The sequence below is a fragment of the Mucilaginibacter sp. UYNi724 genome (genome assembly GCF_054057495.1).
In genome coordinates, this window is sequence record NZ_JBSRZI010000003.1 from 316,998 (window position 1) to 339,880 (window position 22,883).

The following is a 22,883-nucleotide window of genomic DNA, read 5'->3' on the forward strand; positions in this document are numbered from 1 at the left end:
TTTTGACTAACAATTACAACAAAGCGGCTGTTATTATCCGCAGTAATATGACTACCATGAGCGCAAACAATTTAGCAGATATAAAATATTCGGTATTAGACCTGGCGTCCGTTACGGAGGGCAGCACCCCGGCAAATAGCTTCAAAAAAAGCATGGACGTAGCCCAACTTGCCGAAAAGATTGGATACACGCGTTACTGGTTTGCCGAACATCATAACATGATGAACGTTGCCAGTTCGGCTACATCGGTACTTATCGGGTATATAGCCGGTGGTACGTCGAAAATTCGTGTTGGCTCAGGTGGTATCATGCTGCCCAACCACGCGCCGCTTATTGTGGCCGAGCAATTTGGCACGCTTGCATCGCTTTACCCCGGCAGGATAGATTTAGGTTTAGGCCGCGCGCCGGGCACCGACCAGGTAACCGCCCTTGCCATCCGTGGCGAAAATTTTAACGCAGCGCATAATTTCCCCCGGGACATCGTAAAACTGCAAACTTATTTCTCGGCAGATAACGCCAATAGTAAGGTAAGGGCGATCCCCGGCGAAGGATTGGACATCCCTATCTGGGTATTAGGTTCCAGTACCGATAGTGCCAAGGTTGCCGCCGCGTTTGGTTTGCCGTATGCCTTTGCCAGTCATTTTGCGCCAACTTATTTTAAAGAGGCTATCCAGATCTACCGTGATAACTTTAAACCATCCGAATACCTGCAAAAGCCTTACGTAATGGCTTGCGTTAACGTGGTTGCTGCCGACACGGATAAAGAAGCGGAATACTTGTCTACCTCCGTGAAGCAATTTTTTATGGGTGTAGTAACCGGCAAACGCCAACTATTGCCACCTCCTGTTAAAAGCATGGATAGCGTTTGGAACGTTTTCGAAGAAGAAGCCGTAATGCAGATGCTGGCTTATTCGTTTATTGGCGGCCCGGAAAAGATCAAGGCAGAATTAGATGCTTTTGTAGAAGAAACCGGCATAGATGAGATTATGGCGACCACGCATATCTTTGACCATCAATCTCGTATGTACTCTTACAAGGTTTTTGCGGATATCATTCGCACAGCGGCCTTTGCGCCTTTAGCATAATTAACCATAACAGTATATACTGCCCGCATCCGCAAGGATAGCGGGCTTTTTTGTGAAAATTTCTAAATTTCTTAACAATTACCTACAACAAACAGGCGTATTAAATGTACTTTAGTCTGTAAAATGCTGTTTCAATAATTTACGGCACAATATCTATCAATGAGTAAAGTATTTACAATAACAGAGGGACTTGAAAACTTAGGCGCCATGAGCACCGGTGGCCAGGGCTCGGTATATAAAGGCCGACGCATGGGGCCCGTACTAACAGCCATAAAACTGCTGCCAACACCGATACATACCGAAAGCGAGGATGATAAAAACTTTCGCAATTTTAGGAATGAGGTTACCAAGCTGCAAAAGGTAAACGAGCAGCCAAACCCAAATGTGGTAAAGATTTTAAGTTCGGGTATTACCGATAGCGGCTCGTTCCCCTACATCGAGATGGAATACATCGAAGGCCCCGACCTTTGCGAACTGCTTAAATCGCCACACGAGAAGATCTTCATGCTTAAGGAAGTGATCCGCGTGGCAGATCAGCTGGCGAGTGCCCTGGCGCATTGCCACAACGTAGGGGTAAAGCATGGGGATGTTAAAAGCAATAATGTAAAATATAACATCCATAACGGTAACTACGTGCTCCTGGACTTTGGTTTAGCTATTATGAGTGAGGAGCAGCGCCGCACCAGCATTCGCCATGCGGGGGCTATCGAATTTATGGCACCCGAGCAGCACGAGGGCAAAATGCTGATGGAAACGGATATTTATAGTTACGGTATTATCTTGTATGAACTGCTTACCGGCGAGGTTCCGTTCCCGCTGCATGGCGGTGGCGATGCAGGCCGTAACGCGGTAATGCTGGCTCATATAGAAACCCCTGTACCCGATCTGCTCACGGCCCGCCGTAATTCGCTTCCCGATAGTTGGGACGATGAAAAGAAAGGCCACGAAATGCAGGTGCCCAAATGGTTATTGAACCTGATCGAAAAATGCCTGCAAAAAGCACCTAAAGACAGATTTAGCAATGGTACGCTTTTGCACGATGCGATTATAAAGGGCAGCATCAGCGCATCTGATGGTTTCGACTTGACAGGTGGATTGAGTAACGCCGCCCTGCGCAGCGAGAATGAACGCCTCCACAACAAACTGATGCTGTACCAACAGGCTGGCCCGCCGCCTGCACCGGTTGTTAGCGAACCTATTGAAGATCCATCGCGGGTATCGCTGTCAAAGCCGTATTACTATACGGTGATGACTTTGCTGGTTTTGTTTATGGGCTTTTCGGTTTACTCAACCCTATTGAAAAAGCAAGGTCCGCCAAAACAGATCAACCAGGATTCGTTACAGAATAGTGCGAGCAAAGGTGATCCGGGTGTGAATTTCGGCTCAAAATTCCCGACGGATAATGCAGCCAAAGTGGATAGCGTACCAAAGGTTAGGGATACGGTTGTTAAGAAGCCTGTAGTAATACCACCACAAAAGCCCGAGCCGGATACTGCTAAAACAGAACCGGACACAACAATTAATCCGTAAGGAATTTCCGTCCCGATAATTATTGGGATTAGTAATAAACGTATAGAATTTAGTGCCGAGAGCTATCGGGATTATTAATTAGAATTGAAATATAAATGACCTCAACACCAAATTTTTGGCAACGAATAGGTATTCAGGATTGGTTTTTGACCAACGAAAGCACTGAGAAGGCAAAGGCCAAAGCTCTTACGCCCGATACGGTTTACAGCTACATAGTAGATAAATTCCGCGACTCTATCAAGGACCTTTCCTTTGCAGACCGGGTGGTGTTTTACCATGAGTTTATCATCAGCTTTAATGCCGACGATTACAAGGAGTTTGTAGCCGATAAACAGGGCATCTTTGGCTTGATAGTACAGGAAACGGTTACCAAGTTTTACGAGATATTGAAGGAATACCGCGCGCAGGGTAAAACCGTGAAACCATCGGGCTCTAAGTGGGTGTTCCGCCTGGTATCGCACCCGGATTATGCCCGTGGCGATAAAGGGTTTATAGGTAAATTACTGCCGGACAATAACCAGAAGGAGCAAAACCTGCGGGTGACTTTTATCCCTCGCCAAACGGGTATCGCCCAAACATTTGATGTAAGCCAGGAAGCTTTAAAAGGCTTTACCTACTATAGCGAGGGTTATTTCGAGATCCCGTATGAAGAGGAACTGGAGCCGCAGGAAGAAAAAGCCGCCAAAGCATCGGCCAATATCGCAAGGTTAGAAACCATTATTCCCGACCAGCAATTCGCAGGCAAAAAGGTGGAATACTTTATGACGGATGAAGACCTTATCGTATCCGGCAGTGAAGAAACCCGCGAGGATTCGAACATATTTACTATCCCAAGCGATTGGGTGAATGCGCCGCACCTGCACATCAGGTATAACAAGGCCGATGGTAAATTTTACCTGGCATCTTTCGGTGAGATAACTACATTGAATGAAGTTACGGTTGAGCGTAGTGAGATCAACGCGCCAAAATGGGTGGAGTTGCCCGTAAACTCGCGTATGTTGCTGAACGGTATCATCGGTTTAAATCTCTTTAAAGCATAAGTATATATGTCGCAAATATTATCCATAGGCTTATTAGGTATAGGGTTTTGCCTGTTGGTAACCCATTTTATTGATATTAAAAAATCAGGTAAACGCAATGGCTGAAAACTATTTTGGATTAACCGACACCGGCAAGGTACGTACCAATAACGAGGACACCTTTATCACCCAAAAGGTAATGGGCGGCCGCATGTTATTGGCTTCGGTAATAGACGGGGTTGGGGGCTACAACGGCGGCGAAGTTGCTGCGGCCATAGCTAAAGATATTTTCATTGATCGCCTTAGCGGCCTGCAGGGCGAGATCATCCCGGGTATGATAGATGCCTTTAAATTGGCAAGTGCTAAAATCTCTGATAAAAAGGCAAGCGACAAAGAACTGGATAGCATGGCCTGCGTAGCAACCATGGCTTTGGTTGACGTGGAGCATAACCAGTTTTTTTACGCGCATGTTGGCGATACCCGTTTATATTTATTGCGCGATAATTCTCTGGTGAAGATCTCTAAAGACCATTCTTTTGTAGGCTTTTTAGAGGATAGCGGGAGGCTTACAGAAGATGCCGCCATGAACCACCCCAAACGTAACGAAATAAACAAAGCCCTTGGTTTTACCAGCCAGATAGATACCGACGAAAGTTTTATAGAAACAGGCCAATCGCCGTTTTTACCGGGGGATATGCTGCTGCTTTGCAGCGATGGCCTTACCGACATGGTAGACCGCACCGCTATATTGGATATTATCACCCAGAATATTCCGTTGCAGGAAAAAGCTGTTCAGCTTATAAATACCGCCAATGATAACGGCGGCCGTGATAACGTAACGGTTGTATTGGTACAAAACGATAAACCACAACAAAGGCCGCAGGCCACCATGCCGGCGTCATCGCCCTTAAAAAGGAATGATGAGAACGATGATGGCATAACATCGGTGCGTACCGCATCAAAACCACTCCAACAAACAGAACCCCCTATGGCTCAAAATAAAAGTAACGGACTATCTATTATACTCGGGCTGCTTTGCCTCGTGTTTTTAGCTTCAACCATTTGGTTGTATATGTCGCAACACAAACCGGCAAAAGCAATGGTTGCAGGCGGTACACCAACACAAAAGCTGCGCAACGCCGATGAGGTGAAACTACAGGATGCCATAGATGCTTTTAAGGGTGATACATTAGTACTGTCGGACACTTCATTTAAGAAACCTATCATTATTACCGATACCCTGCACATTGACCAGGATAGCATATATATCCGTATAATAGGTGATATAGTTTTGCAGCGCGATACCGCATACAAAGGCCCGGCATTATCCGTAGCTAAGGATAGCAAAGTGGTGGTTTTAGAAAATCTTAAATTTGAGGGTTTCGATGTAGCTATCGACCTGCAAAATACGGACTTGTTTTTAAAAAACACGCAGTTTATGAATTGCCGCCTGCCCCTCCAACGTAAATACGAACTGGTTGCCAATAAATCCGTAACCGCCGATTTCCCGGCTACAAAAATTAACCCGCAAGCTGTTAAACCCAAAACCCCTGAAAAGCCAAATGGAGCCCGATAAGATCCAAACGGAAACCCGCTGGAAGGAAAGGGTTTTCCTGTTACTGATAAGTGTTTTATTTGTGTTCCTGTTCTTCAGGCTTTACACCGTTGTGCAAACCCGTTTTGCTGATGTGGATAAGCGGATGGGCGACGGCACCATGATAAACCTAAACGCGCCCGACCCGGCAGGGCAGTTAAAAACCTTGCTTACCAAAGGCTATTACTTTGAAGATAAGCGCGATATCAACCTTATTACCCAAACGGTTGCCAACAACATAGGCACCGGGCAAAAAATTGATAATATAGGAGAACTAAACAAGCGCAAATATTTTATTACTGCCGATGACGCTTTTCAGCAAGGCGGCGAATCATTTAAGGCGCGGGTTAATGCATCGCGGTCGTTATTAGGATACACGGGCGAAGATTCCACGCTGTTTGTAAGCGAGCGTAGTAATCCTGTAAAAGTACCTGCCGTTACCGATTTGGCTATGGGCAAGTACAGTATCAGCGGCATTATCACTAATAAAAAACAGCCTGTGGCGGGCGTGTTGATCCGTATGGATATGATATTGCCGCAGGATAGTATTTTTACCGATGAAGAGCTTGACGAACTAAAGCCTGTTACCGAAACCGGCAATGGCTTAAAAAAAACTTACCTGCCCGATAGTGCCGGCAAAAAACGCCTGCAAGCCTTAACTGCCTATGCCCGTACTAACGAGCAGGGCGTTGCCGAGTTTAAAAATTTACCCGAAGGCAAAGCCTTTAAATTATTGCCATTGCAACCCGGCTTTCAGTTTGGTACATCGCAGGGTGTGCAAAATTTGGATGAGGATGCAAGTTTAACTTTTAGCCAGTCGCCCCATACCATCAGGTTGTTTTCTACAAGAGACTTTAACATCCTTAAGAAAGAGAAATCTCTCATTATCCGTACCCCGGCCGAGTTTAATAAATGGTTCCTGATTATCGCGGGTACGTTTATTGGGGCGTTCCTGTTTGTGCATGTTTTACTGTCGTGGAAGTTCAGCACATCAGATCAGCTGATCTTACCTGTGGTGATGATTCTCGCTGGCTTGTCATTCCTCACCTTGCTAAGCTTACAAGACCCGCTTCGCGATAGGTTTTTGGCGAAAGATATGCTGGTTTTCCTGGGCATTGGTTTGGTGGCCATGCTGGTAATGCTGCAATTGAAGCTACGCCGCTTTACGCCCGATTCATGGATTTATCGCATGCTGGTATTCAAAAACAGCCGTAACGCGGCTAATGGCTGGCCATGGGTGGTGCTTGCTGCAACCTTATTAGCCATGACCATTAAGTTTGGTACCGGCCCAGAGGGTAGCGGTGTAAAGGTTAACCTCTTCGGTTTTCAGCCCAGCGAGATCGTTAAATACCTCATTATCCTTTTCCTGGCGGGATTTTTTGCCGCTAATGAAAAGTTGATCAGCGAGTACACCAGTTGGAGCAAACGCTGGTCGTTTTTCTCCTTCGCGTTAATAGCCATTTTGGTTACGCTGCTGTTGTTCCTGCTACTGGGCGATCTGGGGCCGGCGATGGTGGTATGCTTTACGTTTATCGTATTGTTCTCTTTCTCTCGTGGTGATTTTATGTTTATGGCGGGCGCGGTGGTGCTATACGTCATCGTATCATGGGTAGTGAAGAATGTTTGGCTTTCGGCGTTGATAACCGCGGCTATTGCAGCCCTGTTCATGCTTTTCAAACGCAAGCAATTGAGCGAATCTGCCATGATGGTACTCATTATTATGGCGGCCTTTTTAACTATTGATCAGATACCATACTTAGGTAAGCTGTTCCCCGGCCCGGTACAGCGTCTTGTAGATCGTAAAGCCATTTGGCAGGATGCCTGGAATAACGAAGTTTACGGTGGTGACCAGGTTGCCAACGGCCTTTGGGCCATGAGCAGCGGCGGCGTAAGCGGCCAGGGCGTAGGCGAGGGCTTTGCCAAAACCATCCCCGAGGCGCATACTGATATGATATTGCCATCAATGGGCGAGGAATTTGGGTGGACTGGTATCGTCTGCATCTTCGTACTATTTTTGGTTTACCTGCACCGGTCTATACTTATAGGGCGGCGAACGGGTACACCGTTCCTGTTTTACCTTTGCGCGGGGATAGGCGTATCTACCTTTGTGCAATTCCTGCTGATAGCAGGTGGCTCAACCGGGGCATTGCCGTTGTCGGGGGTGTCGTTACCATTCCAGAGTTACGGCGGGTCGTCGTTGGTGGCCAACTTGCTGGCGTCTGGCTTTTTGCTGTCGGCATCGTTGGTGAGGGGCACACCGATACAAATGAATTATATATCCCGCCAGCAGGATAAAAACCTGGTGCCGGCGTTGATGGCCGCTTTTGTGGCCGTTACATTATTAACGGTAAACGTATCGCGTTACCTGTTCAACAATAAAAAGTGGGTGGTGCAACCGGCTTTAGTTGCCGATAAAAGCGGCGCGAGGATGTTCAGTTATAACCCGCGGATAGCTATTTTGATGAACAGGCTACAAGCTGGTGATCTGTACGACCGTACCGGGACATTACTTGCAACCAGCAAGCCCGACCTGGTGAAAAAGCAACACCGCAAACTGGTACTGGCAGGTGCACAGGATTATAACATCGATTCGGCCATGCATAAAAGGCTGGACAGGTATTACCCGTTTGACGCGCAAATGTTCTTTTGGACAGGTGATGCCAATACCGGCGTTTTCAACGGCAGCCCCAACGGGTACTTTGCCGAATATGAGCATGCTGCAGAACTTCGGGGTTTTAAAATGCCCACGGAAAAATATAATGTTACCGCCAACCGCTACCAGGAAGACCGCTTTTTAGCGAGAGGCGTTAAAGAAATGGCAGTAGTTAAAAAAGACTATAGCGAGATAGCCCCATTGCTTATTGCAGGTATCAACAGTAAAGAGGTGGAAGCCTTTAAAAACCGTAACCGGGATGTAAAACTGACGATGGATGCAGGCCTGCAAACCAGCATCCAAACTTCTATGGCTACCGATACTTCCTTGCTGGATAACCGCGTATCTGTAGTGGTGATGGAATCTAATACAGGGGATGTGCTTACATCTGCCAATTACCCGTTGCCACCCGTTCACGATTGGGAAAAGCTGACCATGAGTTACTACGAGCAAAATCAGCTTTCGCAATGGACAACCACGCAGGACCTGGGTTTCACCCTCGCAACGCAACCCGGCTCAACAGCTAAATTGGCTACATCCATAGCGTCGTTCAATAAATTGGGGTTGGCCGCTGCCGATAAAAAGTTTAATGTTGAAAGTTACGAGCGCATCCGTACCAAAGGTTTGGAGCCTGATGAAACAGGTTTGATAACCCTGGAGCGTGCCGTAGCTAAATCAAATAACGTGTATTTTATTAAGTTGGCTAACCAGGAACACTTGCAGGAAGATATGGCAACCGTGTACTTAAAAACCGGGATGTTCCTTCATGGGGTAGGCGGTTACTACTACGGTCGCGGTAAAGAAAACGCCGCGCAGGAAGATAAGTGGCGCGAGCTATGGCGCAAAACAGAGTTTAACACCAAACCGAAATACAACCCTAATAATATCCGCAAAACCCGTGCAAAGGGTATCTCGGGTATGGCATGGGGGCAAGGCGAGTTGATCGCTACGCCGGCATCTGTCGCGCGTATGGCATCAGGTATCGCCAATCAGGGTACTATACTACCAAACCGATATGTGTTAAAGGTGGCAGATTCGGCAACAACGGTTAAAACCGGCATCAAACTGACCAATGATCCTAAATACGCGGCCTTGCTTCGCCAGTATATGATAGAGCAAAGCGCGCCGAAAGAATCGATCTTGGGCCTTGCGGTTGCAGGTAAAACAGGTACGCCCGAACGGATCTGGAAAAAACAGCAAATAAATGATGGCTGGTATGTATTTTTCGCGCCAAAGGCGGATGGCAGCGGTAATATGGTGGTTTGCGTGCGGATAGAGTCGACAAAAGGCTCGTCTGATGCGGTGAGATTGGCAGCCAAGCATGTGATACCGTTCCTTAAAGAAAAAGGATACATTAAAAGCATCAAAGAGCAAACAAGTGAATAACCCTTGGGTTTAGCATAATATATATACGATTTTTTGGTTCAATAATAAGTACTACAGCGAAGCATTATGTTTAATTTGTTCAAGAGTGATAAAGCCGACAGGCCGGCAGATGTAAAAAGCATCCGTTACGAGTTGCTGCAATTTATTAAACAGGAATTGCAAAAGGCCGAAGGCGGCGAGGGTGGCAATATAAAAGGCTTGAACCTTTATGTGAATGCCCCCGCATCTGATATCCCGATGTATGAGGCTGCTGTTTACGCCGAACAACCTGAATTATTTAAGGACGAAGTGCAGCGTATTGCCGATGATTACGCGGTTAACCTGCCCCAGAGCTGGTTGATGGAAGTGGTGTTTACAGAAGATTTTCCGCCGGAGGCGATAAAGTCGAACAAGCTGGACGCCGCGTTCTTTATCAAAACAAGTAAAAATTTTATTAAGCAAAGCGCTATAGCTTATATCCGTCCATTAAGTGGCGAAACAGAGCAGAAGGAATATCAATTAACATCCGGGGGGGAGAAGATGCATATTGGCAGAGATAAAAAAGCGCAGGGCGATGACGGTTTTTTCCGCACCAACCATATTGCGTTCCCCAGTGAAAGCCAGAGCGATGGCAATAAATATGTTAGCCGCCAACACGCCCGGATAGAGTGGAATAATGATGCTGGCAGGTTTATGCTTTTTGCTGATGAAGGCGGTGTGCCACCACGAAATAAGATCAAGATCCGCTCGGAAAAAAGTGAGGAGATCATCAAACTTACCTCTACCCATATCGGCCACCAATTACAGGAGGGCGACCAGATCATCCTGGGCGAATCGGCAGTGTTAGAGTTTAGTTATCAACCGGGAGCAAATGAGTAAAGTTTTTACTATAACAGAAGGCTTAGAAAACCTGGGCGCGCTACGCACAGGCGGGCAGGGCTCGGTATATAAAGGCCGGCGCATGGGGCCTGTGCTTACCGCTGTTAAGCTGTTGCCCACACCTATCCACTCAGAAAGTGAGGATGATAAGAACTTCCGCAACTTTAGTAACGAGGTTGCCAAACTGCAAAAGGTAAACGAAGAACCCAATCCCAACGTTGTAAAAATCTTAAGCTCGGGCATTACCGAAAGCGGCTCGTTGCCATATATCGAGATGGAGTACATTGAGGGGCCCGACCTTTGCGAGTTATTGCAGCCACCACACGAAAAGGTCTTCATGCTAAAAGAGGCCATCCGCGTGGCCGACCAGTTGGCTGGGGCTTTGGCGCATTGCCATAAGGTGGGCGTAAAGCATGGCGATATTAAAAGTAATAACGTAAAATATAACGTCCACACCGGTAATTACGTACTGCTTGATTTTGGCCTCGCCATTATGAGCGAGGAAGAGCGCCGGAGCAGCATCCGCCATGCCGGGGCTATTGAATTTATGGCACCCGAGCAGCATGATGGCGCTATGCTATTGCAAACGGATGTTTATAGCTACGGTATCATCCTTTACGAATTATTGACAGGCCAGGTGCCGTTCCCGCTTACAGGCAATGGCGAAACCGGCCGTAATGCCATTATGCTTGCCCACATGGAAGCCCCCGTCCCAGACCTGCGGGATGCCCGGAGAAAAAGCATGACGAATGCATGGACTACCCTAAAGCAAACCCAGGAACTTCAAGTACCCCAATGGCTGTTGAATGTAATAGATAAATGCCTGCAAAAATCACCCAATGCCCGTTTTAAAAATGGGATGGAACTGCATGATGCCATTATTAATGGCAGCCTATCTGCAGATGGTAAGTTAAGCACAGCCGCTATCCAGGTAGAGAACGAGCGGTTGGAGATGATGGTAGCTCAATACCAGCAGGACGAGGCTAAAAAAGAAGGGCAACTGATTTCCTTAAAACATTACGCCAACGAAACCGGAGCGCATTTTAATGATGCCAAAGGTGTTTACGAGCGGAACAACGAACTAGTGTTTTTGCCTAAGAAAGCGCTTGCAGGCATTGTAACCGTATCATTAATACTTTTAGCGTTGTCAGTATATTCGTTTTTTAATAGGTCCGCTACAGATAATGTTAAAACAGTTTATATAAGCCCTACAGATTATTTAAAACCGCCGATGATATTGAGGCCATATGCTCACGATAGCGTGATGAGGGCTTATAACCGCAAGCTAAATGCAGCGAAAAGAGCTGCCGCAAGCAAGGCAATACTTGCTGCCTCAACAGATTCTATAACTGTAAAACCTTATCCTGTTAAGAAGAAGAAGCGTAAAAAGTTCCTCGGAATTTTCTAAATTTCGTAGATGAAAAAGATTTTGCTACTTTTGTGGATTATTTGCATTGGCTTCACTACCGTTGCTCAAAAGGTTAAGCCCTTTAAGGTGCTTGCGCTTTATGAGAATGGCGGCCATCATGTGGAATATTCTAAACGCGCCAAGATTTGGCTAAACCAATTGGCAACCAAAAAAGGTTTTACGATAGATTATATCCAAAACACCGGCGAGATCAACGAGGCTTTTTTAACCAAATACCAACTTTTCATTCAGCTTGATTATGCCCCCTATGCCTGGAAACCGGCGGCATCCGCAGCGTTTGAAAAATACATCAACGAGGGCAGGGGAGGCTGGATAGGTTTCCATCACGCTACTTTGCTGGGCGAGTTTGACGGTTACCCTATGTGGGATTGGTTCTCGCGATTTATGGGCGGCATAAAGTGGACGGATTATATAGCCACATTTGCAAGCGGTAAGGTAAATGTGGAGGATAAGCAGCATCCGTTGATGAGGGGTGTGCCGGCATCGTTCATCGTTAAACAGGAGGAGTGGTACACTTACGATAAAAGCCCACGGCCAAATGTGCGTGTGCTGGCCGGTGTTGATGAAAAAAGCTATCGGCCCAAACAAACTAAAGTTACCATGGGCGACCATCCCGTAGTGTGGACAAACCCGCATTATAAAGCACGAAACGTTTATATTTTTATGGGGCATTCACCCAACTTGTTTGATAACCCGGCTTACACCAGGTTGTTTAGCAACGCTATTTTTTGGGCTGCAGGCAGGTAATTATTTAACAGGAGAGTCGATATTCAAACTCTTGAATATGTTGGTATCCGGTTGTTTATCGGTGTTGTTATAGCCACCGTTTAAAATACTTTGACCAGTTGTAGCGGGATTAGCACCATAACCTAAAGGCCATTTATCTTTAGTGTTGGTGATGTTTAAACCGGCCATTGAAGCGGCTTGCAAGCAAAAATCAGTACAGTTATTATTGCTGAGATGATAATCCAGGTCGCCGTATTTTTTGGTAAGGTTAAGGATGCGTTCAAAACTCTTTTTAGAAATAAATTTGCCCACTACCTCGTCCCACTGGTGGCTGGCATCGTCTTTCAGTTGCCCTTCGGCAGATGGATCCCACGGAGTGGCGAACAGAATCTTTTCTTTTTTTGGATAAAAACCGAATGAACAGGTTACGTAGGTAGAATCAGCGTTATATTTAATCAGCGTAATAAAAGTATGGCCTGTATTGCTGAATTTAAATACCTGCGGCTTGCCAGATACCGGTTGCTTCACGTGGAAAAGCAAGGCGTACGCAACAGTGGCTTTACCGTCATTAAAAGTACCTGCTATCTTTTTGTAATTTGTAAATTTGCTTTTGGATCTTTTTAAAATCTCGTTTTGCCGGTTAAGTAACGAATCATCTTTGGCATTGATGGGCAGTTCTTCTATATTAAGATCGTCGTCGTCTTCGGCTAAATTAGCTTCGCTTTTGCGGGCTTTTTTATTAGCCTTGTCAATTGTTTTGAAAAAACATTTCATAGCCAGTGGGTACAGTTTTAACCGTGCAAAAAGGTTGGCAAAACGATATAGGGCTTTATTGTTCTTTTCGTTCTCGGCTACGGTGTTGCCTAACTCCAGTTGTTTTAAGTAACTCATTAACTGCTTGCGCTCCTGTGATTTGTTCAGGTTTAGCGATATTGTTTTTTGCAGTTTATTATCATCATCGTCATCAAAAATGTTGGCGGCGGTGGCGGTAGTGAAAGCGGTAGTTTCTTTTCCTTCGCTAAATGGCAGGGGTTGGTTGGTGGTATCGGGCCTTGGTGCACGGTAAGGCATAGATGCCGACATTTGGGCACGGGCTATTGTAAAGCTGCTGCTTATGAGCAGTACTAAAAGTATCGGCTTAAATAAAAAGTATAGTGTAGGGCTCTTCATTTTTAATATTGTGATTGATAAGGTAACGCGTTTAGGCGGGAGGAATCCTATCAGCAACAACAATATGCTTTTATTATAACACATACCAACATACATGCATTATGTGATAAATATAGTAACTAATAAACGCGTTACACAAACGACACAATAATTTTACATTATTTAACATTGCAACTACATATTTTTAGCTTTGCGCTACGTTTAATAGCTACTAATTAATTTGAATGAGCAACGACCTGCACTGCCCGGTAGACCATATTAAAGTGAACGAGAATAAAATTAGAATGATTGCCTTGTTGGTACTTATCCTTGCCGTGTTCTTTGTGTTCACAGGTTATAATTTCATCATAATGCTGCTGGTGTTCGATTTTTTTACCCGCACTTTTAATAAGCAAAAGTATAGTCCGCTGGGATGGCTGGCCGATAGGTTGGTAGTCCGTTTCAAGATTCCCTACAAACCTACCGACCGTGGCCCCAAGCGCTTCGCGGCAGGCATGGGTTTCTTTTTTGTATCGATAATGCTTACTGGGGCCATTGCAGAATGGACAGTTTTGTTGCTGCCTATTGCCGCACTGCTCTGCATTTTTGCCTTTCTGGAGTCGTTCAGTGGGTTTTGTGTGGGGTGTTATGTATATACAGGTTTAAAATGGGTAAGAGGGAGGTTTGCTAAAGGGTAATCCAGAACCACTACATTTATAACTTATGTAGTCCTATACAACTAGTTAGAATAATTTACTCTTAAAACGGCTAATATTGAATAACAATGCTAATAACCAAATACTTACATTTGTTTAACGTCAATTTTATTTGACGTGCCCGGTTAACTAATGGATATAAAACAATATATAGAAAGCGGCATCCTCGAGGAGTATATCCTCGGTTTACTTAACAATGAACAACAACAAGACGTTGATCGCTTAAGCTTACTATATCCTGAAATTAAATCTGAGCTAACCGCTATTGAGCTCGCTATAGAAAAACTGGGAACCCTTATCGCTATTGCGCCGTCTGAGAAGGCTAAAAGCAGGTTGCTGTCTACCCTTGGTTTTTATGCGCCTTTGGACATAAACAATCTACCGCTAACCAATAGCGAAGCTAATCACCTGCAATGGTTAGAGGCCTTGAAACATCTTATCCCCGAAAATCCTGACCAGGATGTTTTTGCTGAGGTTTTAACTAACGTTCCACAATTGTCCCAAGTATTAGTGGTGACAAAATGTGATGTTCCCGAAGAGATCCACGGCGATCTAATAGAAAGTTTTTTTATTTTGAAAGGCGAATGTGTGTGTACTGTTGGTGATGAAACATTTCACCTGCACGGCGGTAGTTTCCTGGAGATCCCGTTGAACGTAGAGCATACTATCAAAATTGTATCGCCTTACGTAGTTGGTATTTTGCAGCACAGGATGCTGGAGGAATAAGCTAATCCATAATTATTCTTTGGTTCTATTTAATTGTCAGTTTTTGTCGACCTTTAGAGTTTGCAACACCTAAAACCATGGAAATTCAACACCTCACTATAATTGATATCGCGCAACACGCCAATACTGATGTTTACAAGAATATCCCGGTTGCGTTGGTGAACAACCATGTGGTGAGAATGAGCGTGATGACCGAAGCTTACTTCTGGCATCTCCATCCAAATTCAGACGAAACCTTTCTGGTTATAGAGGGTTCGATATTTATTGATTTGGAAGATAAAACGGTCGAATTGTCAACAAATCAGATATTTACTATCCCCAAAAACGTAATTCACCGCACCCGCCCAAACGGGCGCAGGTCGGTTAACCTAACGTTCGAGAGCGGCAATATGGAAACGGTGCGTATAGAAGCAGCTGCGAAGTAAATATATCGCCTTATAAAATAAGTAAATACCCCGCTATCATGGATTAATACGCCTTGAGTTTTGCATGCACATTGGTGACGGGTTATATAGACTTTGGATGTATTAAAAAGCCTTTTAAAATCTAGGTATCTCTGGTCCGTCGTAGGGTTTCTCAAATGCTGCGGCTATTCTGTGCAAACGGTGCCTGCAACGATGGTTACTTAAGTCGGCCATTAGATCCATATTGTTTTTTACGGCCTGTGCTACGTTATGCTGTGTGGTAGCGCGGTCTACACGTAAGGTTTCGGGTAATTTGGCGTGCTCAAAATATGCCATCAGTTCCTCATCTGTCATGCATCAAAAGTAAAAATAAATGCCATGCTGCGGTCAACATTTAAAAACAATTTGCGCTTTACACCGCTTCTGTTTATAATTGATGTAACAGGGGATATGCCCCTGATATGCTATTTAAACTATAATATATGAATATTGAAAAAGCCATTTTGGCTGGCGGATGCTTTTGGGGGGTTGAGGAATTAATAAGGCACCAACCGGGAGTTATTTCAACTATAGTGGGTTATACAGGCGGCGATGTACCTAACGCCACATATCGTAACCACGGCACACATGCCGAAGGTATAGAAGTTGCTTTTGACCCTGCAGAAACATCTTATCGTAAACTGCTGGAGTACTTTTTCCAGATCCACGACCCAACTACCCGCAACAGGCAGGGGAATGATATAGGGGCATCGTACCGGTCCGCTATTTTTTATTTGGATGAGGCCCAACGCGAAACCGCAAACGCATTAATTGCCGAAATGGAAGCATCGGGCAAATGGCCGGGTAAAATTATAACCGAGGTGGTACCCGCAAGCGATTTTTGGAACGCAGAAGCAGAACACCAGGACTACCTGCAGAAAAACCCATATGGCTACACTTGCCATTTTGAACGCCCGGAATGGAATTTGAGTTAAATGATCTTAATTAAACAAGAAACGCCTTTAGATTTTACCTAAAGGCGTTTCTTGTTTAAATTGATTGCAGAATTTACTTACCTGCAAAAACGAGAGTCATTTTGTTTTTACCGGGTTTGATGCGAATGATCTTGCCGTTATCGGGTTTAGAAAATTTGGCGTCGGGGGTGGCTACCTTGTATGCTAACCCCTGGAATTTGCTGTTGATGCTTTTACTTTCAATTGTGGTGAACGGCAGTTCGGCTTTTGGGGCTACGTTCAGATCTAAAAACCAATTGGTAGCATCCTTACCATTTACCGTTATGGTTAGTTTACGCTCATCCAGATCCATTACCAACATGCCGTTACCAGATTTTAACGGCCAGGCAATATGAAGCTTGCCAGGTTGGGGGTTGGTAATCTTTGGGTTGCCGCCTGTTAGCAAAATCTCTTTGCCGTTCTCGATAGTTTTAAACCGCAGCCCTGCAATATCATCAGGTGTGCTCCATAAGTAGCCATCAACAAACGGTAGGGTATAAAACGAACACACATTGGTTTCTACCTTTTTAGTAAGATAAGCCGATGGTAGTTTTTCATCAAATAAATGGATATCCCTAAAAAGCAACGTGCCCTTTTCCCAAAGCAAATTGGCGCGGTAAAACCTGCTGTTAAACCAAACGGTTTTACGATCGCTGGTGCCAAGGTCATTATTAACCGTTATGGATGTTGCCGGGGTAGTTTTGTACCTTTTACGGAACCAGGTGCCCGATTCTAAAAGTGTTTCAACTTTAACTTTCTTCTCATCCCTCAGCTTTGCTATCAAAGGCATTTGTATCTCAAATCCTTTAGACATGGCATCCCACGTAAACGAATTTTCCTGCCCGGCCTGCGTATATGCAAATTCCATCGATTCGCCCTCTACCATTTCTTTAAAAAACCAATCAACCCATTCCTTGCTTCCGCCTGCTTTGGGGTACACGGGTTCAAGGGTTATAACGCCCTGCCAGGTTGTGCCAAAGCCGGTATCATATTGCCTTACCGGGTCGCTGCCCAGCATCCTGAAAATAGGTACAGGGATTTGGTTCTCGGCGTTTTGGGCCGGCATGTATGAGTTTAACTTGCTTGGATAATAGGCCTGGTTCCAGTAACCGCCCCAAAGAGTGTACCCATCGGTGCCATACTGGTCCTTACAGTTACTGGATGCAACAATGTGATATTTTTGGTAAAGGTAATTTAACGTATGCTCATCAATAAACCACGAGCCAACAGATTTTGGATAGTAACCAAAGATCTGTTTAAAATCTTCCATGTAAACGTCGGCCAGTTTTTCTCTTTCTTCGGGTGTGTAACCTGTAGAGAAGCCGATGTTGGCGTGCCAGTCCCAGGGGTAGCGGCCGCGCCATTTTAACCCCGCTTTTTCTACCATTGGCTGCGGGATCTCCCACCAGGCGCCAATTTCGAAAGAACCGGGAGCAAGGCTTTTAAGTAATTTTTGATAACGTGTATCCATCAGCGCATCATATTGTAACAAAAAGGTTCCGCGCAGTTTGTACTTGTTCATGATCTGCACTTGCTTTACCACGGTTTGGTACAACACGTCCTCGGTCACCAGCGGGTCTCGTGGCTCTAACAGGCGAATAAAGTTTACAATGTTGACTATTTTGGGTTTGACCTTTGGTTTTGGCTTTTCGTTAAATGATGAAAGCGCAGCAATGCAGCTTATGCCCATTATTAAAGCTTTGGCCTTTACGTTTAGTTTCATAGTGATAGTATTGTTTTGTGTATTGTTTAGGCAAACACTACTGGATCAATATCCGAAAGTACGGGTAAAAAAGAATATACAGCCAGTCAACTGTGCCCATCTGTTTCTGTAAGGCTTTTTTTACGGGCAAAAATTAAATTAATTGAAATTTCTTTAGGGGTAAGCATACCGGTTAATTGTCTAATGTCGAAAACCGCGATATATGCAACTGAAAGATTCTGATTTATTAAGAATTACCCGCCATTTAAATGAACCGGCTGATGAACAATTGGGCCATGAAATTGATGTATGGCGGTCTGAATCACCTGACAACGATAAAGCGTACAACGAGCTTTTAAAAGTTTGGAACCTTACCCCGGGCACCCGTGTGCTGGAGCAAATAGATGTAGCGGCAGCTGTTAGCAGGCTCGCTCTTGAATTAACTAATCACGAAGAATACGAACCTGAACCAACAATAACTCCGATACGCAGATCAGCCCTTTGGGGCTGGGCTGCCGGTGTTGCAGCTGCTCTGTTGGTTTCATTTGCTGCTTACTTGTTATACAGCAGTTACAACACTGTAAATTATCTAACCAAAACCACGCAGGGCGCAAAAGATTCGGTATTACTGGCAGATGGGTCTAAAGTTTATATGGATGTATATACCACCGTAAAATATCCCGAAGAATTTAAGGGTAACACCAGGCAGATCTCATTTGTATCAGGTAACGCGTTTTTTAAGATTGCCAAGAATCCGGCTAAGCCATTCCTGATACAAATGGATAGTGTAACCGTAAAGGTTTTAGGTACCTCCTTTAATATTCACGACACTAAAGAGATGGTTAACATTGATGTTAAAACCGGCCGGGTGATGTTTTTTGTGAATGATGTTGAAAAAACGGTTTTAGTAGCCGGCAAAGGGGCGGAGTTTAACAAACATAACGGCAGCCTGCAACTGTTTGACAGCGTTAACCAAAACAGCGATTCGTGGTTAACCGGCGAACTGATCTTTGTAGATGAGCCACTTGCCAAAGTGTTCAAAAAATTAGCAGACCAGTATAAGGTAGAGATCGACCTTGATACAAACCTTAGCGGCCTGGGCAAGCTTAACGCGAAATTTGATAATAGCAAGCTGGAAGAAATTACCGGCGTACTGGTACAAACTTATCCTATTGTTATTAATCGCCTGCCGGGTAAACTGGTGATAAGAAAAGCAAAATAAAACAACTTTACTAAACTATATCTACTTACTAACTGACTCTATGAAAGAAAACTTTTACAAAAAGAAAACTTTTACGGCTCGTAACTTACTGCTCCCCGGGCTATTGCTTTTTTCGGCAGTTAGCGGTAACAGCAGCGCGGCACAGGTTTCGCAGCCATCGAACGGAAAACTCGAACCCTATCTCAAAACCCTTGAGGGCAAGTACCACGTTAGCTTTGTGTACGATGCTGCAGAAATTAATAAGGGGGCATTTATCTCTTACAATCCGCGTTCGTCCAGTATTAATGATGCGTTAAGGCAGTTGCCTGCTACAGCCGGTATCAACTACACCATTGTTGGCGACAAAGTAATCCTTAAAAAAAAATCGGTGTCATCTATTCCGGACGATTATGTTATTGTAAGGGGAAAGGTATCGGCCAGGGCAGGAAAAGGCATCGAAACATTGCCGGGTGCAACCGTATCTGAAAAAGGTACTAAAAACGTGGTTTCTACCAACAACAACGGCGAGTTTAGCATTCGGGTAAAAAATGATGCAGTTTTAACCATTACTATGGTGGGATATAAACCACAAGAGCATAAGGTTACCGCGGCAAATCTATTTGTTGATATTTTGCTGGTTGAAGATAATATGCAACTTGAAGATGTTAATATAGTATCTACCGGTTATCAAAAACTGGATAGGAAACTATTTACCGGCGCTGCAGCCAGCTTAAAAGGCGGCGATGTAAAGCGCGAGGGTATTACCGATGTAAGCAGGATGCTTGAAGGCCGCGTAGCGGGTGTATCGGTACAAAATGTTTCAGGTACATTTGGTGCCGCGCCAAAGATCCGCGTACGTGGGGCTACTTCTATCAACGGCGATAACAAACCTTTGTGGGTGGTTGATGGTGTGGTGTTGGAAGATGTGGTGAACATATCTAATGAGCAATTATCAACAGGTGATGCCAATACATTGATCGGCTCATCGGTAGCTGGTTTAAATGCCGACGATATCGAGAGCTTTACCATCCTGAAGGATGCTGCCGCCACCGCGCAATACGGCGCAAGGGCCATGAACGGTGTGGTAGTAGTAACCACTAAAAAAGGTAGAAAAACTGATGGTAAGCCAATTGTATCGTACACAGGTAACTTCTCCAGCTACCTGAAACCATCTTACAGTAATTATGATATCCTGAACTCTGCCGACCAGATGAATGTTTACCTGGAAATGCAGAACAAGGGCTGGTTAAATCATTCCTCGGTTGCCAATAACCCTACCGGTGGCGTATTTACCAAAATGTTCAATGAAATGTACAAGTACGACCCGGCTACGCAAAAATACGCGCTAACCAACAACGTACCAAGCCAAAAGGCTTTTTTACAGCGTTACGCAAATGCCAATACCGATTGGTTTGATGTATTGTTTAAAAACTCGCTGATGATGGAGCATTCGCTGAGTGTAACATCAGGTACCGAAAATTCGCAGTACTATGCATCAACCAGTTTTTTAAATGATAACGGGTGGACTATTGGCGACCACGTAAAGCGTTTTACAGGTAACCTTCGCGGTACTTTCAAGATCAGCGAAAAACTATCTTTCGAGTTATTAACCCAGGGATCTGTTCGTGACCAGGTTGCTCCGGGTACACTTGGCAGGAACAGCAACCCTGTTTTTGGCAGTTACGACCGCGATTTCGACATCAATCCGTTCAGCTATTCCTTAAATACCAGCAGGGTACTAACCCCTTATGATGGTAACGGTAAACTGGAGTATTTTACAAGGGATTACGCGCCGTTCAACATCATTAACGAACTGCAAAATAACACACTTGGCTTAACGCAAATTGATTTTAAAGGGCAGGCAGGCGTTAAATACAAGATCATTAAAGATCTGCAATACAGCTTTGACGGTGCGTATCGTTTCGCCAAAACCAACCAGGAGCATAAGGTTACCGAAAACTCTAACCAGGCGCAGGCTTACCGCGCTGGTGTAGCAGAGCAAAACGCAACCATTATGGGCGGTAACCGTTTTTTATACCGCAACCCGGATAACCCGAATGATTTGCCGGTAACGGTATTGCCATACGGTGGTTTTTACAACACGGTAGATGACAATATCACCAACTATTATTTCAGGAACGCGCTCGAGTATAACAAAACCTTCAATGGCGTGCATTTGGTAAATATTTATGGTGCACAGGAGTTGCGTTATATAAACCGCCAACACAAAACATTTGACGGCTATGGCTATCAGTATGACCAGGGTGGTGTACCATTTATCGACCCTAATATTGTAAAGCAAAATGTTGAATCGAACTTCAACTATTACAGCATGAACTATAACTACGAGCGGTATTTAAACTACCAGCTTCGTACGGCTTACTCGTATAAAGGTAAATATAGCATCAACGCAACAGGCCGTTACGATGGTTCTAACCTGCTTGGCGAATCGCGTACTGCACGCTGGTTGCCTACCTGGAACATTTCTGGCGCATGGAACATGGACACCGAAGATTTTATGATGAAAGAAAGCATCAGCAAAATCATTAACCGTGCTACCCTACGCGCTACTTACGGCCTTACAGCAAGCATGGGCCCGGCTACAAACTCGAGCCTGTACCTGCTGGCGCGAAATACTAACCGCCCGTATGCATCAGAGAAGGAAACCGCTTTATATATTGCAGGTTTAGAAAACTCTGAACTTACGTTCGAAAAGCAAAAAGAACTGAATATTGGTGTAGACCTTGGCTTTTTTAAAGATCGCCTTACCTTAACGGTTGACTGGTACAAAAGGAGGGGGTTTGACCTGATCGGCTTGATCCGTACATCTGGTATCGGTGGCGAAGAAACCAAAGTAGCCAACTACGCCGACCTACAATCGAAAGGTATAGAGGTAACCCTTGGGGCTGCAATTATCAAACAAAAAGATTTTTCGTGGAACACACAGTTAAACTTTGCACATAATACCAATAAGATCACTAACCTTAAAAACCAGCCGTTAATATTTAACCTGGTTAATGCTGATGGTGGTGCGCAACAAGGCTATCCGCAACGTGGCTTGTTTTCTATCGATTTCCAGGGCTTAGACCATGATACCGGCAAGCCGTTGTTTATTAACGAGAATGGAACTTTGGGTACCAACGTTTACATGCAAAGTGATGTTACAAAATACCTTAAGTACGAAGGCCCTATAGATCCAACCTTAAACGGTGGTTTTTATAACGCGTTCAAGTATAAAAACTTTACCTTCTCAGCGTTGGTAACCTTTAGCGCGGGTAACAAAGTAAGGTTGTCTCCACAGTTTAAAACAAGTTACAGCGATCTGGATGCTATGTCATCGGTATTCCTGAACCGTTGGGTGATGCCGGGCGATGAGACCCATACCAACGTACCATCTATTCTAAGTCCGCGCGAAGTGGGTCAGTTGGACGGTTACCCATATAATAATTACAATTATTCATCGGCGCGCATTGCAGATGGTGGCTTTGTGAGGCTTAAGCAAGTATCAATGGGATATTTTATCCCAACCCAGTTGATCAAAAAGTTTGGCTTTAATAACGCATCTTTAACTGTAGTGGCCAATAACGTATTATTGCTTTACAGCGATAAAGCATTAAACGGGCAAGATCCTGAATTCTTTGGCTCGGGCGGGGTTGCTTTACCTATACCACGTCAGTTCACTTTATCACTAAAGGTTGGATTTTAATTAGCAT

The 22,883-nt window shown here is 44.8% G+C and carries 17 protein-coding genes; 14 read left to right on the forward strand and 3 right to left on the reverse strand.

The window, feature by feature from the left end:
* Positions 1 to 2: 2 nt before the first annotated feature.
* From ACVW0P_RS06785 to ACVW0P_RS06820, 8 genes are all read left to right on the forward strand, one after another.
* Positions 3 to 1,085, forward strand: a complete 1,083-nt coding sequence (locus ACVW0P_RS06785; protein ID WP_457131399.1) for an LLM class flavin-dependent oxidoreductase — start codon at positions 3 to 5, stop codon at positions 1,083 to 1,085.
* A gap of 159 nt (positions 1,086 to 1,244) precedes the next feature.
* Entirely contained in the window at positions 1,245 to 2,615 is a 1,371-nt protein-coding gene (locus ACVW0P_RS06790) for a serine/threonine protein kinase (RefSeq protein WP_457131400.1), read from the forward strand.
* Positions 2,616 to 2,710: 95 nt separating this feature from the next.
* The gene (locus ACVW0P_RS06795) at positions 2,711 to 3,655 is read left to right on the forward strand and encodes a hypothetical protein (protein WP_457131401.1); all 945 of its coding nucleotides are present in this window, start codon (positions 2,711 to 2,713) and stop codon (positions 3,653 to 3,655) included.
* Positions 3,656 to 3,752: 97 nt separating this feature from the next.
* Entirely contained in the window at positions 3,753 to 5,210 is a 1,458-nt protein-coding gene (locus ACVW0P_RS06800; RefSeq protein ID WP_457131402.1) for a PP2C family protein-serine/threonine phosphatase, read from the forward strand.
* Positions 5,197 to 9,267, forward strand: coding sequence for an FtsW/RodA/SpoVE family cell cycle protein (locus tag ACVW0P_RS06805; protein WP_457131403.1), 4,071 nt, complete (start codon positions 5,197 to 5,199; stop codon positions 9,265 to 9,267). Before ACVW0P_RS06800 ends, ACVW0P_RS06805 begins: the two co-directional genes overlap by 14 nt.
* Before the next feature lie 66 nt (positions 9,268 to 9,333).
* Positions 9,334 to 10,125, forward strand: a complete 792-nt coding sequence (locus ACVW0P_RS06810; protein ID WP_354429831.1) for an FHA domain-containing protein — start codon at positions 9,334 to 9,336, stop codon at positions 10,123 to 10,125.
* Positions 10,118 to 11,533 (forward strand): serine/threonine protein kinase, encoded by a 1,416-nt coding sequence (locus ACVW0P_RS06815; protein ID WP_457131404.1) that lies wholly within the window; start codon positions 10,118 to 10,120, stop codon positions 11,531 to 11,533. The genes ACVW0P_RS06810 and ACVW0P_RS06815 overlap by 8 nt, the downstream gene beginning before the upstream one ends.
* 9 nt (positions 11,534 to 11,542) lie before the next feature.
* Entirely contained in the window at positions 11,543 to 12,301 is a 759-nt protein-coding gene (locus ACVW0P_RS06820) for a ThuA domain-containing protein (protein ID WP_457131405.1), read from the forward strand.
* On the opposite strand, the gene ACVW0P_RS06825 is transcribed toward ACVW0P_RS06820, so the two are convergent.
* Positions 12,302 to 13,450, reverse strand: coding sequence for a hypothetical protein (locus ACVW0P_RS06825; RefSeq protein ID WP_457131406.1), 1,149 nt, complete (start codon positions 13,448 to 13,450; stop codon positions 12,302 to 12,304).
* 224 nt (positions 13,451 to 13,674) lie between these two features.
* On the opposite strand from ACVW0P_RS06825, the gene ACVW0P_RS06830 reads away from it, so the two are divergent.
* The 3 genes from ACVW0P_RS06830 to ACVW0P_RS06840 all read left to right on the forward strand — a co-directional run bounded on the left by ACVW0P_RS06830 (position 13,675) and on the right by ACVW0P_RS06840 (position 15,296).
* Complete coding sequence (locus ACVW0P_RS06830; RefSeq protein WP_457131407.1) at positions 13,675 to 14,127, forward strand: DUF4395 domain-containing protein; 453 nt, start codon at positions 13,675 to 13,677, stop codon at positions 14,125 to 14,127.
* Between the two features lie 150 nt (positions 14,128 to 14,277).
* Positions 14,278 to 14,871, forward strand: coding sequence for a cupin domain-containing protein (locus ACVW0P_RS06835; protein ID WP_457131408.1), 594 nt, complete (start codon positions 14,278 to 14,280; stop codon positions 14,869 to 14,871).
* 77 nt (positions 14,872 to 14,948) lie between these two features.
* Positions 14,949 to 15,296, forward strand: a complete 348-nt coding sequence (locus tag ACVW0P_RS06840; RefSeq protein ID WP_457131409.1) for a cupin domain-containing protein — start codon at positions 14,949 to 14,951, stop codon at positions 15,294 to 15,296.
* Positions 15,297 to 15,410: 114 nt separating this feature from the next.
* Here ACVW0P_RS06840 and ACVW0P_RS06845 read toward each other — a convergent pair whose 3' ends face one another.
* Positions 15,411 to 15,629, reverse strand: coding sequence for a DUF6965 family protein (locus ACVW0P_RS06845; protein WP_354429842.1), 219 nt, complete (start codon positions 15,627 to 15,629; stop codon positions 15,411 to 15,413).
* A gap of 128 nt (positions 15,630 to 15,757) precedes the next feature.
* Here ACVW0P_RS06845 and msrA point away from each other — a divergent pair, with 128 nt between their 5' ends.
* A complete protein-coding gene (gene msrA / locus ACVW0P_RS06850; protein WP_457131410.1) occupies positions 15,758 to 16,249 on the forward strand; it encodes a peptide-methionine (S)-S-oxide reductase MsrA in 492 nt (163 codons plus the stop codon).
* 73 nt (positions 16,250 to 16,322) lie between these two features.
* Here msrA and ACVW0P_RS06855 read toward each other — a convergent pair whose 3' ends face one another.
* Positions 16,323 to 17,990, reverse strand: a complete 1,668-nt coding sequence (locus ACVW0P_RS06855; protein ID WP_457131411.1) for a hypothetical protein — start codon at positions 17,988 to 17,990, stop codon at positions 16,323 to 16,325.
* A gap of 202 nt (positions 17,991 to 18,192) precedes the next feature.
* Here ACVW0P_RS06855 and ACVW0P_RS06860 point away from each other — a divergent pair, with 202 nt between their 5' ends.
* Together ACVW0P_RS06860 and ACVW0P_RS06865 are read left to right on the forward strand one after the other, a co-directional pair.
* Positions 18,193 to 19,191: a FecR family protein gene (locus ACVW0P_RS06860; RefSeq protein ID WP_457131412.1), complete on the forward strand. Its 999-nt coding sequence runs from the start codon at positions 18,193 to 18,195 to the stop codon at positions 19,189 to 19,191.
* Between the two features lie 40 nt (positions 19,192 to 19,231).
* A complete protein-coding gene (locus tag ACVW0P_RS06865) occupies positions 19,232 to 22,876 on the forward strand; it encodes a SusC/RagA family TonB-linked outer membrane protein (protein ID WP_457131413.1) in 3,645 nt (1,214 codons plus the stop codon).
* Positions 22,877 to 22,883: the final 7 nt, after the last annotated feature.

Bases quoted from the DNA above. Each gene is read 5' to 3' on its own strand.
- ACVW0P_RS06790 (WP_457131400.1), top strand. From the start codon at position 1,245: ATGAGTAAAGTATTTACAATAACAGAGGGACTTGAAAACTTAGGCGCC.
- ACVW0P_RS06795 (WP_457131401.1), top strand. From the start codon at position 2,711: ATGACCTCAACACCAAATTTTTGGCAACGAATAGGTATTCAGGATTGG.
- ACVW0P_RS06800 (WP_457131402.1), top strand. From the start codon at position 3,753: ATGGCTGAAAACTATTTTGGATTAACCGACACCGGCAAGGTACGTACC.
- ACVW0P_RS06805 (WP_457131403.1), top strand. From the start codon at position 5,197: ATGGAGCCCGATAAGATCCAAACGGAAACCCGCTGGAAGGAAAGGGTT.
- ACVW0P_RS06810 (WP_354429831.1), top strand. From the start codon at position 9,334: ATGTTTAATTTGTTCAAGAGTGATAAAGCCGACAGGCCGGCAGATGTA.
- ACVW0P_RS06815 (WP_457131404.1), top strand. From the start codon at position 10,118: ATGAGTAAAGTTTTTACTATAACAGAAGGCTTAGAAAACCTGGGCGCG.
- ACVW0P_RS06820 (WP_457131405.1), top strand. From the start codon at position 11,543: ATGAAAAAGATTTTGCTACTTTTGTGGATTATTTGCATTGGCTTCACT.
- ACVW0P_RS06825 (WP_457131406.1), bottom strand. From the start codon at position 13,450: ATGAAGAGCCCTACACTATACTTTTTATTTAAGCCGATACTTTTAGTA.
- ACVW0P_RS06830 (WP_457131407.1), top strand. From the start codon at position 13,675: ATGAGCAACGACCTGCACTGCCCGGTAGACCATATTAAAGTGAACGAG.
- ACVW0P_RS06835 (WP_457131408.1), top strand. From the start codon at position 14,278: ATGGATATAAAACAATATATAGAAAGCGGCATCCTCGAGGAGTATATC.
- ACVW0P_RS06840 (WP_457131409.1), top strand. From the start codon at position 14,949: ATGGAAATTCAACACCTCACTATAATTGATATCGCGCAACACGCCAAT.
- ACVW0P_RS06845 (WP_354429842.1), bottom strand. From the start codon at position 15,629: ATGACAGATGAGGAACTGATGGCATATTTTGAGCACGCCAAATTACCC.
- msrA (WP_457131410.1), top strand. From the start codon at position 15,758: ATGAATATTGAAAAAGCCATTTTGGCTGGCGGATGCTTTTGGGGGGTT.
- ACVW0P_RS06855 (WP_457131411.1), bottom strand. From the start codon at position 17,990: ATGAAACTAAACGTAAAGGCCAAAGCTTTAATAATGGGCATAAGCTGC.
- ACVW0P_RS06860 (WP_457131412.1), top strand. From the start codon at position 18,193: ATGCAACTGAAAGATTCTGATTTATTAAGAATTACCCGCCATTTAAAT.
- ACVW0P_RS06865 (WP_457131413.1), top strand. From the start codon at position 19,232: ATGAAAGAAAACTTTTACAAAAAGAAAACTTTTACGGCTCGTAACTTA.